The following is a 12,543-nucleotide window of genomic DNA, read 5'->3' as shown; positions in this document are numbered from 1 at the left end:
TTATATGGCATTACATGATACGGATCAAGTCGATTTAGTTTTAATAGATGAGGATAATAAAGATAATGTATACTTAACAATCTTTGATGCTTTAGAGTGGAATAAAAGCGAGGAACTTGACGATGAACACATTTTACTTTTACAAGACAAAATCAATACATATTTAGGATTCATTGAAAGTGATGAAATCTACGAAAAAGTTCCAAGTACAATAGGAAGAACACATTTCATTATACAAGTGTATTCGCAGAATGAACCTAGTTTTTACGGGAAAAAGTTTTATAATATGGTAAGTGAACAATTAGGAGAATCTGGATATGGATTTGAGTTCCATCATAAACCTATTGATTCTTTAAATTAAATAAGAGGAATAGGGCGCATAAATGGCGCTCTTTTCTTAATGTACTTCAATCCATAATAAATAATAATTATCATATATTGCGTTATATTTTACACTTCTTGCACATACATCAATTTATAGACAAACAAAAAACCTTGTTATCAAAAGATAACAAGGTTTTTTTAGCGTCCCAGGAGAGATTCGAACTCCCGACCGTACGCTTAGAAGGCGTATGCTCTATCCGGCTGAGCTACTGGGACATGGAGCGGGTGAAGAGAATCGAACTCTCGACCAGAGCTTGGAAGGCTCTTGTTTTACCACTAAACTACACCCGCATATTTTATTTTCTTTTCTTCGTTAGCGCCGTTGCCCTATCGACAATATTTATTATATGTATAACCACACATAAAGTCAACACCTTTTTTAAAAGAGGATAAATTTTCTTATCCTCTTTTAAAAACTGCTTGTTCAACTAGTTGTCCGTCTAACGTTTCAAAACGAACTTCCATTTGATTTTCATCCATTTCTAATAAAGCAAATGTCTTTTCTACACGCTGACGTGGTAATAAAATACTGCCTGGATTAATAAATAAAACGCCCTCGATTAATTCCGCACCTAATACGTGAGAATGTCCGAAGCATGCAACTTGCGCTCCCACTTCTTCAGCATGGTACGCTAGCGTTTGTAATGTCATTTTCACATTATGGCGATGTCCATGCACTACTAAGAAGCGAATTCCATCTACATCAGTTACAATTTCATCTTGAAAGTTAGCATAATCACAGTTTCCTTTTACAACATGGAAACCTTGCAGTTCTTCATGAGCAGGCGTTAGCTCTGAATCACCGCAATGAATCATGATATCTACTTTCCCTTCATATTTCTCTTTCAACTGCTGTAATTCCTTCACAGAGCTATGACTATCGCTTACGATTAAAGCTTTCATCATTCTCTCTCCCTTATTCTCCTAAAAACCATTCCGGGATTTTTTCTTCTAACTTACGAAGAGCACGGCCACGATGGCTAATAGCATTTTTTTCATCTGAACTTAATTCCGCCATTGCTTTTTTGTATTCTTCCACATAAAAAATCGGATCGTATCCAAAGCCATTTTCTCCGCGACGTTGTTCTAAGATAAATCCTTCACATGTCCCATTTACAATGACAGGCTTTTTATCACCTTCAGGGAAAGCAACTGCTAATGCACAATAGAAACGAGCTTTACGCTTTTCAAAGTCAACGCCATTTAATTCTTGTAACACTTTATCGATATTTGCTTGGTCATTTTTCGGTTCACCAGCAAAACGCGCTGAATACACTCCTGGTTTTCCATTTAAAGCATCTACAATAAGACCCGAATCATCCGCAATTACGATAGAATTCAACTGTCTACTCAAACTATCCGCTTTTAAGATCGCATTTTCTTCAAATGTTTCACCAGTTTCTTCGACTTCTTCAATATGAGGAAAATCGTGTAATGATTTCACTTCTAAATCAAATCGCTCAAATAACTCAGCAAACTCACGTACTTTTCCCATATTTTTTGTCGCTACAACAACTTGTTTCATACTTTCCACCTCTACTCTATATGAGATACGATGTCACCTAAAGCTTCTTTTTGTATATCAATCAGTTGGAAAATACCTTTTTCCGCAGCATCAAGTAGTTCATTTAACTGCGCTCTACTAAACGTCGCTTCTTCTCCAGTTCCTTGCACTTCAACAAATTGGCCTTTTCCAGTCATAATTACGTTCATATCAACGTCTGCTTTAGAATCTTCTGCATAGTTTAAATCTAAAACAACACCTTGCTCTTCAACAATTCCTACTGACGTTGCTGCTAAATAATCTTTTACTGGAATTTTAGATACTTTTTCTGCTTGTAATAATTTCTCGAAAGCTAATACCATCGCTACATATGCACCTGTAATAGAAGCTGTTCTCGTTCCACCATCTGCTTGGATAACATCACAGTCAATCCAAACTGTTCTCTCGCCAAGCGCTTCTAAATCAACTACCGCACGTAATGCTCGTCCAATTAGACGTTGAATTTCCATTGTACGTCCTGTTACTTTCCCTTTGCTTGACTCCCTAATTGTACGTTGTTCTGTTGCACGCGGAATCATCGCGTATTCAGCTGTTACCCATCCTTTTCCTTCTCCACGCATAAACGGTGGTACACGCTCTTCAATTGTTGCTGAGCAAATCACCTTTGTATCCCCAACTTCAATTAATACAGATCCCTCTGGATGTTTTAAATAATTCGTGTGAATATGTATATGGCGTAATTCTGTTTTCTCTCTACCATCTACTCGCATAAAAATAACCTCCTCTTAATTACTACTCGTTAGTATAGCCAAATTTAAATGTATGATATGTATACAATAAAAGAAGGAGAACCCAAAAAGCAATTCTCCTTTCTTACTTAAGTATATCAAATTATTCAAGATTAAAAACTACCTGTATTCACGTTTTCTGGACGATCTACAGGTTTTATTAACTTTCCGCCCTTTTCATCTATAAGATTTGCTTTTCCATTCACTTCAATAGAAATATTTTTCACACCTTTCTTTTCTGTTAAAGATAAAACTAACGACTTCAATACGTAATTTGAGATCATATTTTTATCTGGGTTTACAAATATATTTTCATTAAAGTTTAATGTAAGATTTCCGTCTTGTAATTTCGGATTCGTAATAAGCTTAACGCCTGGATTAAAATCATTCAGGAGTGATTGATGAATCGGACCTTTTACAAGTTCATCTATAATTGCTGCATAATCATTTTCTTTTCCTTCCGCAACGCGGCGTGTGACTGGTACGTAGTATTGCTGTTTATTATTATTTTGCGCCATGAAATATAGTGTGACTGGTTTTGTATTCGTTACATCTGCTACTTGTTCATCATCGAAGTTAATACCATTTGCACGGCTCACTCCTTCACCAAGCGGTGCACCAGCAACCGGCATCTTCGCCAATTTCTCACCATTTATTTGGAACTGCACTTGTTTTATCTCTGTAAATTGCGTCAACGTCCACGCTATAGATTCAATGATTTGACGCTCTTCTTCTTTCGCATAGTTTTTCATTTCTTTAGAGAAATCAATAACTGCCGTCCCGTCCTTTTTCAAATCTAAAGTCATCGTTGTATTCGCCGGAATGACTGCACGAAACCCATTCGGTAATAAATTCGTTACCGGTCCATCTTTCACAAGGTATTCTAACGTTTGCTTCACAGTCTCATTTGCTTTCGGAGTAGGTATAGCTAACGTTTGTGGTACAACATAACCATTTTTATCAACAAGGTATAGTTCTCTATTTACCATTTGCCCTTGCTTATCTTTTTTAGCTACTTCTTTCTTCCCACCCTCTGTATACGTAACTTGTTTTGGCGGATCAATTTGTTCAGTTGCTTTCTCCTGATTTATAAAGCCACACCCTGTTAGTAAAACAGCGCTCACAGTAGCACCAACAACCCATTTAAAAGTGGATTTAGGCATGCCATTCCCCCCTAAAATCTAAGTTTGTACTATTATGTATACGAGCCGTTTCACATTTTAGAACAAGCTGTGCCTCTTATAAAGTGAAACTTTAATCAGTGGAGGTTCTAACTGCCCAGCAAATAGCAAGATAAAACAAAAAAAACTCCTGATTTCTCAGGAGCTCACTTATATGAATTCTACTATTATTCTTTTTCTAAATGAATATGCTTCACATTTTCAATCGGTTGACCGAACCATTTTGATGCAATTTCTTTAAACAAGCCTATTTTTCCTGTTGTTAAGAAGAGATGATCGCTTTGTTCTTCTCCTTCATTCAACATTTTACTATGATATAAGATTGTACTTACTTCACGTGCTGTTTCATCACCAGAACTAATTAGTTGTACTTTATCTCCCATTACTTTTTTAATAACAGGTCCTAAAATTGGATAGTGTGTACACCCTAATATAAGTGTATCAATATCGGTACTTTTCAGTGGTTGCAGCGTTTCTCTTACAACTTCATACGCCATTTCACTTTCGAAATTCCCACTCTCTACAAGTTCAACGAAAGGTGGACAAGCTAAACTTTCTACCATAACACGGTTATTAATAGACTTTAACGCCTCTTCGTATGCACCACTTTTCACAGTTCCAATCGTTCCAATAATCCCAACATGATACGTGTTTGTCACTTTTAAAGCTGTACGTGATCCTGGGTGAATAACTCCCACTACTGGAATTGGTAATTGTTTTTGCATCTCTTCTAATACAACCGCAGTTGCTGTATTACACGCAATAACTAACATTTTGATATTTAAATCTAGTAAATGCTCCGTCATTTCCCACGTAAATTGACGCACTTCTTCTCGAGAACGCGGACCATAAGGACAACGTGCTGTATCTCCTAAATATATGATACGTTCTTTCGGCAACTGACGAATTAATTCCTTCGCTACTGTTAAACCGCCAACTCCTGAATCGATAACACCGATTGCTCTATTCAACTTCATCACCCGTTTTCTCATTCATCATCTTTTATGTTTATCATTATATTTTACACACTTTAAGTTCGCTCACTTCAAATGCTTCTGTATGAAAATTTTCATTTGCCCATGTATAGACTAGGACCTTTTTTATTTTGCTCCTTTTTTTCATAATTTGCAAGATAGAAAAATAACCGACCTTCTATAAGAAAGTCGGTTTCTTCTATATAAAGTGCATATTCATTGCTCCATCTTTTTTTGAAAAGAAGACATTCCCATTAATAAGACGAAATGAACAGAAATTAAAATGACGATCAAAATAAAATTCAATCGATAACTATTTGTAGATTCCATAATTTTGCTCGCTACAGCTGGCCCGAATGCCATACCGAAAAAGTTAATTAAATTATATAAACCAAGGCCGACTCCAACTTTAGCTGGATTTAATGTTTTCGGAATAAATGTGTTTAATGATACTTGAATTGCCGAATAACTCATAAATGTTAAAATAACCGCAAATAAAATAAAGAGTAAGTTCCCGTCTGGAATAATCCCTAAAATTAAAAAGCCAATGATCATAACTACAGACGCTACATACATCATCCTCACATTCCCAAACGCAGGAATAATCTTTCCGGTAATAAAACTAGATACAATACCAAAGAGAGATGCAACAAACAATACAATTCCAATAACGAACGGAGACAATCCGTGCCCTCTTCCTAACAGTAATGGTAATAATAATAAACTAGCACATAACGCCACATTAATGATAAATCCGACCGCTATTAAACGCAGTAATGGTTTATTTGTAAACAACTCAATATCAATAAACGGCGACTCTGTTCTCTTCATATGAGCCTTGAATAAAAATAGGAAAGCAACAGATAACACAAAAAGCCAACTATTAATATTCACTCCTAATAAAACGGTCGTAATCAATACAAATAATAAAACTGCTCCAATGAAATCAAAGTGGAACACTTCATCGGTATGTTGCACCTCTTCTGGCATAAATTTTACGAGCAAGAAAATACCAACCATTGAAATAACCATAAATAAAAATAAATACGGCCACCCTAACGTATTTGTAATTGCCCCACCAACTAAAGGTCCAATACCAACCGCTAATGCAATAGAAGAACTAATCATTGCTAACGCACCCGGTTTTTTAGCTGGAGCAACTAATTTTGCCACCGCAATCATACTAAGCGCAATAAACGCTGCTCCTCCGCTCGCCTGCACTAACCTTGCGAAAATGATAATCTCATAAGATTGATTCACAAACCCAACAATAGAACCAGCTACAAATATGATAATAGAAATAATTAATAGCCTTTTTACACTGTAACGATCAGCCAGTTTTCCATATATCATCGAACCGATACCGACGACTAAAGAATACCCTACTACAACCCAACTTACTTTCGATTGACTAATTGATAAATCATTGGCAATATCCTCTAACGCTACATTAAATAACACAGCGTTCATCGGTCCTAACAAAACAATAAAACATAATGTAAAAACAAACCATTTCGAATGGTTACTTATATCTTTCCCCATGTGTAACACTCTCCTGATTACAATTTTAAAACTGTCAAACTATTGATAAAAAAATGAAGTCATTTAAATGTTGTATCACCACTAAACAACTTCATTAAATGTATAAATGGTGCTAATTTATCGTGCGATAAATTGAATTCGAAACGAAACACGTATATTGTTCGATATTCATGGAACTATCATAGTTTCAGAATTACAGTTTGTCAACGAAAAACATACAAAGTAAACTAATTTAGTATTTTTAGTTTACTTTGTTCAAAAGTTATTATACACTAATTTCGAAGCTGATATAAGGAGGACTGGCATGATTATTCAAATTTGCATTTTTTAACTTAATAAAATGAAACGAATACAGAACTTTTATATAGAAGAGACATTATAGGAGGATTATGATGAAGAAAAAAATGTTAGTTGTATTAACAAGCGTAGAAAAATACCCAAATTTAAATAGGGCTACCGGACTTTGGCTCGGTGAAGCTGTACATTTCGTAAAAAAAGTAGAAGAAGCGGGTTACGAAGTTGATTACGTCAGTCCACAAGGCGGTTATACACCAATTGATCCACATAGTTTAGCAATGGCGGAGAGCATCGATTGGGAATGGTATCAAAAGAAAGAGTTTATGAATCGCCTCGGTTCTACAATGAAACCAAGTGAAGTAAATCCAGAAGACTACGCTGTTATTTATTACGCAGGTGGTCACGGGGTTATTTGGGACTTCCCAGAAAATAAAGAACTTCAAAATATTAGCCGCAATATTTATGAAAACGGCGGTATTGTTTCTTCCGTTTGTCATGGAGCTGCTGGTTTATTTCATATTACATTAAGTAATGGGGATCGTTTAATTAGCGGTAAGAAGGTAACAGGCTTTTCAAATGAAGAAGAAAAATTAGCTGAATTAGATCAATTCGTTCCATTTTTAACAGAAGATGAACTCATTAAAAATGGAGGACTTTACGAAAAAGCTGCACAGCCTTGGGAAGCTTTTGCTCTAGAAGATAATCGTGTTATCACTGGTCAAAACCCAGCTTCAGGTGGTCCAGTAGTCGAATTAGTATTAAAACAGTTGCAAAAATAATATGTACTAAAAAAAGCAGATTTCCCTCTATTAAGGGAGATCTGCTTTTTTACGAAATCATTTGCAAAATAGCAATAACTTCTTTTTCAATTTCAGAATCATCAATTGCTTCTATATACTCTGGTTTAAAAAGTTGATACTTCTTTAATTGATAAAAATCAAGTATCGCTTTCTTTAAAGTAATATCGTACTGAATACAAAAAGAATGATCTATAATACGTCGTAACATCACATCATCTTGTACCATAAATAATTGTGCATTCATTTTATTAAAATAACCTTGTTCCATACCCGCTTCAAAAAACATTTGCAAATTATGATTACGATTTTGTTGTGCAGCGACTAATTGATCTGACAAATGCGGATATGCTTCTTTCAAATCTTGCAAAAAAACATCCGAAATATATGTCACACATTTTAAAGAGTGGATAAACGTCTTTTGGAAACGTTCTGCAAAAGACATGCTTTCATCTTGATTATCCACATCACCTTCGAGTAGATAATTCATGAAATCCTCTACTACCGCCTCAATAATTTCATCTTTCGAAGAAAAACGTTTATATAAAGTAGCTTTACTAATATCCATATATTTCGCAATTTCATCTATTTTCAATTGGCTAAAACTCGTCTTTCTAATAACGGGCTTTATTTTATTAATATAAGTATTTGCACATGCGACTTTTCTCATTTAAAAGAGCCTCCCCTTTTGTCCATACAAAATAGTATAGCAAATTCACGAATGATTATAAATGAAGTTATTATACTTATTACGCCTTTTTAGTTTATTACATTTTCATATACTATACATAAAGAACTAGAATCCATTATCACCAACTGGACAGTTACAAACCAATTTTGAGGGGGGAATTTTAGGATGAAAATACCCACTACCTTTGTTAGTAGCGGGTACTTTTTCTATAATTTATTTACAGCCCTTTTTATAGCCTTACCTATTTCCACGCTAGACTGTGGATTTTGCCCTGTAATTAAATGCCCATCTACTACCACATGCGGCGTAAAATTAGGCGCTACATAAAACAAAGCTCCTTCTTCTTTCAACTTACTTTCTAACAAAAACGGAACGCGCTTTTCTAAATGTACAGCTTTTTCTTCATCGTTTGTATAACCTGTTATACGCTTACCGGCAACAAAAAACGAGCTATCCTTATTTTTCACACCGACTAAGGAGCTTACTCCGTGACAAACAGCCGCTACAATCCGGTTATTCTTATACATATTCTCAATCAAATTTGCTACATATGGATTACCTGGAAAATCTACAATCGCCCCGTGCCCACCACCAAATAAAACCGCATCATAATCCGAAAAATGAACATTTGAAATCGGCCTCGTATTTTGCAATAAAGAAGCTACGTGCTTGAATTCACGAGGTATACCATTCGGAATAGACACTCTATCTATAGGTACTCTCCCGCCTTTTATTGACACAATATCAACATCAAACTTAGCCTTTTTAAATAAATGATAAGGAGCTGCGAGCTCTTCAAGCCACAAACCAGTCGGGTGTCCATTCATATCATGAGCACTTGTTGAAACTAACAGTATCCTTTTCAACTTATCCCCTCCTTATTACCTATTTATGTATGGAGTGTTCTTATCATTCATATAGCAAGTGAAGCAAACAAAAAAATAGCCGACTCTTTGTATAAAAGTCGGCTGCTTTCTTATAGTTCGAGCTCTCCCATACGAAGAAGCTCCACAACTGCTTGTGAACGTCCTTTAACCCCTAGCTTTTGCATTGCGTTTGAGATGTGGTTGCGAACTGTCTTTTCACTTATAAAAAGTTCACCTGCAATTTCCTTCGTTGTTTTATCTTGAACCAGTAATTCAAATACTTCTCTTTCTCTCTTTGTGAGTAAAGGTTTAGATTGATACGCTTTTTCCTTCAACTGGTATAACCCTCCTTGCTTAAGCCAGAGCTGTGTATGTGTAAGTTGGGTGTTTATTTAGTCAAGATATTGTATGAACGAAATGTGCAGGTGGTGAATGAAAATGGGCTTTATTTCCTATGTTATTTTAGACTTTTATACAGTGCGTACACTCTTTTTATCCACTTACTTTCCAACGCGCCATATTTGTTCTAGCAATATACTTACAACCGTACCTACAAATAAACCATTACCGAATATATATTGCATAACAGACGGTAAGGATTGGAGTGCTCCAGACGGTAAAAACATAACGCCGCTGCCAAATAATACTGCAACGCCTAAAATCGTTACATTCCTTTCACTCATCGGCACTTGTTTTATATTATTAAATCCAATTCCAATTAACTGTACGAACGAAGCCATTAAAACAGCCGATGCGACAGCAGATGGTAAAGATGCTAAGTAACGAATAATACTTGGAAAAAGAGACATTACGACTAGTAACGCACATGCCATTAAGAACGATCGTATATACTTTTGTTTTGTTAAACGTATAAATCCTGCCGTTGCTGGTAACGGAACGACACCTACAGTTGAAAATACAGAAGAGATGATATGTGAAATCCCCCCAACCCATGTTCCATCTTTCAACTGTTTTTGTTCAATAGTCGCTTTATGAATAGTTGCTTGATTAATTGCTATAATAGCTGCCACCGTATTCGAAACTAAAATACATACCATAACGAAACTTGATACAGCCATACCTGTATTCCATTTTGGAAGTCCCCAAGCAAATATATGTGGAAGTTGCACAAAATGAGTTACTTGAGATGGGATTGTCACTTTTCCTGCAATGAGAAAAATAATCCACCCACTAATTAATCCTATTAAAACTGCATAACTTTTGACAAAGCCTTTTCCGAAATTAGATAGTATAATAACGAACAAAAATATACTAAACGCGATCATTGCTGTAAATCCGTCAATTTGAGAAATAGTAGCTGTAATCCCTAACATTCCTTTTAAAAATACACCACTTAATTGTAAACATAATAAAAGTAAAAACGTCCCTGTCACAAGCGGCGTAAATAAAAATAAAATACGTCCTATAAAACCAGTTACTCCTAATCCTATTAAAATAACACCGGAGATTATCATTCCTAATTCTAAAATTTGCAGTGTACTATGTAATTGATCCTGTCCGGCCGTTGCATAAGCAAGTACGGTAAATACACCAACCCAAGATCCAGCCGGCCCATCCGCAATTGGCAGTCTATGCCCAAGCCAGCCTTGTAAAAAAGAAGATATACCAACTACAAAAAACGTACGCTGCATTAAATAAAATATTTCTTCCGTCGTAAGATGAAATAATCCGCCAACGACAATTGGTAGTGCGATTGAATTTGCTAATAAAAATATAAACCATTGCAAAGTTCCCATAATATGATTTTGGTTATGTTGATTGTCCAAAATTTTCATCCCTTCTAGCTTTCCTATAAAAAATATACTGTAAGAATAAAAAAGAAGAGTTCTAGACTTACCATTAGAACCCCCCTCAAAATATTTAAACGATTCTTCTACACAAGATTATTTAATTCCACCTCATTTAAACTTCCAACAACAATATTTCCTTTATACACGACTAAACGTTTTTCTGTTTGACGCGCTACTGCTTCAGCAGCGCATGTCGCATTTGTCAAAACAAAACTCGCTTCATCCCCTACATTCGGCCATACTCGCTTCCCTTCATTATTTAACGTTTCTTTTCCTCCTGTAATAAAGCGAAGTGCTTTTCCTAAAGACCTTTCGTCACTCCACCCAAAACGCTCTGCTAATCGATTCGCCTTTTGAAGCATATCACCTGTTCCAAACGGTGACCAATGATCTGTAATACTATCATTTCCTAATGAAACCTTAACACCTTTTTTATCTAATAACGGAATTGGGATTACTTGTTTACCAATTGGTACCGTTGAAGTAATATCAATATTTACATTTGCGAGTCTTTCTGCCACTTCTTCAGCCTCTTTATCAGTAACACCACCAAGTCCAAGTGCATGACTAATTGTTACACGACCTTGCCATCCTGCTTCTTCTGTTAAACTTGCCAATCTCTTCATCGTAAATGTTCCAAGATTATTCGCATCATGCAAATGAATATCAACATCCGCATTAAATTCTACTGCGATATCCATAATTGTATGTAATGATTTTTCAATGTCATTATCCACTGTAGCTGGATCTACGCCTCCGACTAGATGAGCACCCATACGCATCGCATCTTTCACGAGTTGCACAGAATCACTGCGCAATAATCCATGTTGCGGAAACGCAACAATTCTACTAGACACTCGATTTTTATATGTTTCTAATGCCGCTAACGTCGCCTCCAAATTACCAAGCCCAATAATTGGATCAACATTACAATGCGTTCTAATATTCGTTGCACCATTTTGCAGTAGTAACTCTAGCATATTTTCCGCTCTATTTTGGGCAGTCGCTAATTGCTTTGGTAAAATTTTTTCTTCTTCATTAAAACGTGTAAAAATACTTTCTGCTGGCATACAAGCTTTCCAAGGACCACTATAATATGTCTTATCAATGTGAATATGCATCTCTTCGAAAGCGGGCAAAATTAATAAACGATTAGCATCAAGAATGAGTACCCCTTCCTCTTGAACAGTCCCTGCTATAATTTTTTTAATTCGTCCCTCTTCAATAAGTAAACTACATAACTCTGTTTCTGTTTTTGAAATTCTCCCCTCTTCATATGTATACCCCGATTCAAGCGTTACATTAGTCAACCAATATACCGTCATCTCTATTTCCCCACCCTTTATTAAAAGTACCTCTTACTATAATTTTAATATCAACTGAAAATTAAGACAATTAATATGACTGTTCCCTAAAAAAATGTCATACAACCTCATAGTCTCCTCATAGATTTCCATATAGAATAGAAGTATAGAGTTTGCTATAAAAAGGAGTGTATTGGAAGATGTCAAAAAGATTATGTAAATCCGAAACTGATAAAATGCTATTTGGTATATGCGGTGGTTTAGGAGAATATTTTGATATTAGCTCTACTCTCATTCGCATACTTTGGGTCATTACAGTTTTATGTTTTGGGACGGGGTTTTTAGTTTATTTTATTTGTTTATTACTTATGCCACGCTCTTACTAATAACATTCTTTCATATAT

General features: G+C 35.5%; 14 protein-coding genes and 2 tRNA genes. 3 read left to right on the top strand and 13 right to left on the bottom strand.

The genetic code is table 11. The features are described 5' to 3' along the window. The first annotated feature begins 4 nt into the window (after nt 1-4). A complete protein-coding gene (locus IBT51_RS17535) occupies nt 5-361 on the top strand; it encodes a DUF6572 domain-containing protein (RefSeq protein WP_200458509.1) in 357 nt (118 codons plus the stop codon). Nucleotides 362-526: 165 nt separating this feature from the next. On the opposite strand, the gene IBT51_RS17530 is transcribed toward IBT51_RS17535, so the two are convergent. From IBT51_RS17530 to IBT51_RS17495, 8 genes are all read right to left on the bottom strand, one after another. Beyond that, nucleotides 527-600: transfer RNA gene (locus IBT51_RS17530), tRNA-Arg, on the bottom strand. Between the two features lies 1 nt (nt 601). Continuing rightward, nucleotides 602-675: transfer RNA gene (locus IBT51_RS17525), tRNA-Gly, on the bottom strand. A 108-nt stretch (nt 676-783) separates the two neighbouring features. Beyond that, nucleotides 784-1,287: a metallophosphoesterase gene (locus IBT51_RS17520; RefSeq protein WP_000645488.1), complete on the bottom strand. Its 504-nt coding sequence runs from the start codon at nt 1,285-1,287 to the stop codon at nt 784-786. Between the two features lie 13 nt (nt 1,288-1,300). Then, nucleotides 1,301-1,909: an XTP/dITP diphosphatase gene (locus tag IBT51_RS17515; RefSeq protein WP_000815949.1), complete on the bottom strand. Its 609-nt coding sequence runs from the start codon at nt 1,907-1,909 to the stop codon at nt 1,301-1,303. Between the two features lie 11 nt (nt 1,910-1,920). After that, nucleotides 1,921-2,658, bottom strand: a complete 738-nt coding sequence (gene rph / locus IBT51_RS17510) for a ribonuclease PH (RefSeq protein ID WP_001261762.1) — start codon at nt 2,656-2,658, stop codon at nt 1,921-1,923. A gap of 131 nt (nt 2,659-2,789) precedes the next feature. Next, a complete protein-coding gene (gene gerM, locus IBT51_RS17505) occupies nt 2,790-3,839 on the bottom strand; it encodes a spore germination protein GerM (RefSeq protein ID WP_200458508.1) in 1,050 nt (349 codons plus the stop codon). A gap of 185 nt (nt 3,840-4,024) precedes the next feature. After that, nucleotides 4,025-4,834 carry a glutamate racemase gene (racE, locus tag IBT51_RS17500; protein ID WP_000774005.1) on the bottom strand — a complete coding sequence of 270 codons (810 nt, stop codon included), beginning with the start codon at nt 4,832-4,834 and terminating at the stop codon, nt 4,025-4,027. Nucleotides 4,835-5,047: 213 nt separating this feature from the next. After that, nucleotides 5,048-6,373: an MFS transporter gene (locus tag IBT51_RS17495; protein WP_078401067.1), complete on the bottom strand. Its 1,326-nt coding sequence runs from the start codon at nt 6,371-6,373 to the stop codon at nt 5,048-5,050. A 392-nt stretch (nt 6,374-6,765) separates the two neighbouring features. Here IBT51_RS17495 and IBT51_RS17490 point away from each other — a divergent pair, with 392 nt between their 5' ends. Further along, a complete protein-coding gene (locus IBT51_RS17490) occupies nt 6,766-7,449 on the top strand; it encodes a type 1 glutamine amidotransferase domain-containing protein (RefSeq protein WP_200458507.1) in 684 nt (227 codons plus the stop codon). Nucleotides 7,450-7,498: 49 nt separating this feature from the next. Here the strand turns inward: IBT51_RS17490 and IBT51_RS17485 are convergent, their stop codons facing one another. The 5 genes from IBT51_RS17485 to IBT51_RS17465 all read right to left on the bottom strand — a co-directional run bounded on the left by IBT51_RS17485 (nt 7,499) and on the right by IBT51_RS17465 (nt 12,160). Beyond that, nucleotides 7,499-8,137, bottom strand: a complete 639-nt coding sequence (locus IBT51_RS17485) for a TetR/AcrR family transcriptional regulator (protein ID WP_001233034.1) — start codon at nt 8,135-8,137, stop codon at nt 7,499-7,501. 227 nt (nt 8,138-8,364) lie between these two features. Further along, complete coding sequence (locus IBT51_RS17480) at nt 8,365-8,985, bottom strand: type 1 glutamine amidotransferase domain-containing protein (RefSeq protein ID WP_069356658.1); 621 nt, start codon at nt 8,983-8,985, stop codon at nt 8,365-8,367. 149 nt (nt 8,986-9,134) lie between these two features. Continuing rightward, entirely contained in the window at nt 9,135-9,359 is a 225-nt protein-coding gene (gerE, locus tag IBT51_RS17475) for a spore germination transcription factor GerE (RefSeq protein ID WP_000659484.1), read from the bottom strand. Nucleotides 9,360-9,524: 165 nt separating this feature from the next. Then, nucleotides 9,525-10,820, bottom strand: coding sequence for a purine/pyrimidine permease (locus IBT51_RS17470; RefSeq protein ID WP_053563595.1), 1,296 nt, complete (start codon nt 10,818-10,820; stop codon nt 9,525-9,527). Nucleotides 10,821-10,918: 98 nt separating this feature from the next. After that, nucleotides 10,919-12,160 (bottom strand): amidohydrolase family protein, encoded by a 1,242-nt coding sequence (locus IBT51_RS17465; protein ID WP_200458506.1) that lies wholly within the window; start codon nt 12,158-12,160, stop codon nt 10,919-10,921. 179 nt (nt 12,161-12,339) lie between these two features. Here IBT51_RS17465 and IBT51_RS17460 point away from each other — a divergent pair, with 179 nt between their 5' ends. Then, nucleotides 12,340-12,525 carry a PspC domain-containing protein gene (locus IBT51_RS17460; protein ID WP_144563427.1) on the top strand — a complete coding sequence of 62 codons (186 nt, stop codon included), beginning with the start codon at nt 12,340-12,342 and terminating at the stop codon, nt 12,523-12,525. The last annotated feature ends 18 nt before the right edge of the window (nt 12,526-12,543 follow it).

Origin of the sequence: Bacillus sp. S71, from assembly GCF_016625265.1 — a bacterium.
Classification (GTDB): Bacteria; Bacillota; Bacilli; order Bacillales; family Bacillaceae_G; genus Bacillus_A; species Bacillus_A cereus.
Note: the sequence above shows the minus strand (reverse complement) of the source record. Positions and strands in the feature narration are given on the sequence as shown.

Bases quoted from the DNA above. Each gene is read 5' to 3' on its own strand.
- IBT51_RS17535 (WP_200458509.1), top strand. From the start codon at position 5: ATGGCATTACATGATACGGATCAAGTCGATTTAGTTTTAATAGATGAG.
- IBT51_RS17515 (WP_000815949.1), bottom strand. From the start codon at position 1,909: ATGAAACAAGTTGTTGTAGCGACAAAAAATATGGGAAAAGTACGTGAG.
- gerM (WP_200458508.1), bottom strand. From the start codon at position 3,839: ATGCCTAAATCCACTTTTAAATGGGTTGTTGGTGCTACTGTGAGCGCT.
- rph (WP_001261762.1), bottom strand. From the start codon at position 2,658: ATGCGAGTAGATGGTAGAGAGAAAACAGAATTACGCCATATACATATT.
- IBT51_RS17470 (WP_053563595.1), bottom strand. From the start codon at position 10,820: ATGAAAATTTTGGACAATCAACATAACCAAAATCATATTATGGGAACT.
- IBT51_RS17460 (WP_144563427.1), top strand. From the start codon at position 12,340: ATGTCAAAAAGATTATGTAAATCCGAAACTGATAAAATGCTATTTGGT.
- IBT51_RS17485 (WP_001233034.1), bottom strand. From the start codon at position 8,137: ATGAGAAAAGTCGCATGTGCAAATACTTATATTAATAAAATAAAGCCC.
- IBT51_RS17465 (WP_200458506.1), bottom strand. From the start codon at position 12,160: ATGACGGTATATTGGTTGACTAATGTAACGCTTGAATCGGGGTATACA.
- IBT51_RS17490 (WP_200458507.1), top strand. From the start codon at position 6,766: ATGAAGAAAAAAATGTTAGTTGTATTAACAAGCGTAGAAAAATACCCA.
- IBT51_RS17495 (WP_078401067.1), bottom strand. From the start codon at position 6,373: ATGGGGAAAGATATAAGTAACCATTCGAAATGGTTTGTTTTTACATTA.
- IBT51_RS17520 (WP_000645488.1), bottom strand. From the start codon at position 1,287: ATGAAAGCTTTAATCGTAAGCGATAGTCATAGCTCTGTGAAGGAATTA.
- IBT51_RS17480 (WP_069356658.1), bottom strand. From the start codon at position 8,985: ATGAATGGACACCCGACTGGTTTGTGGCTTGAAGAGCTCGCAGCTCCT.
- racE (WP_000774005.1), bottom strand. From the start codon at position 4,834: ATGAAGTTGAATAGAGCAATCGGTGTTATCGATTCAGGAGTTGGCGGT.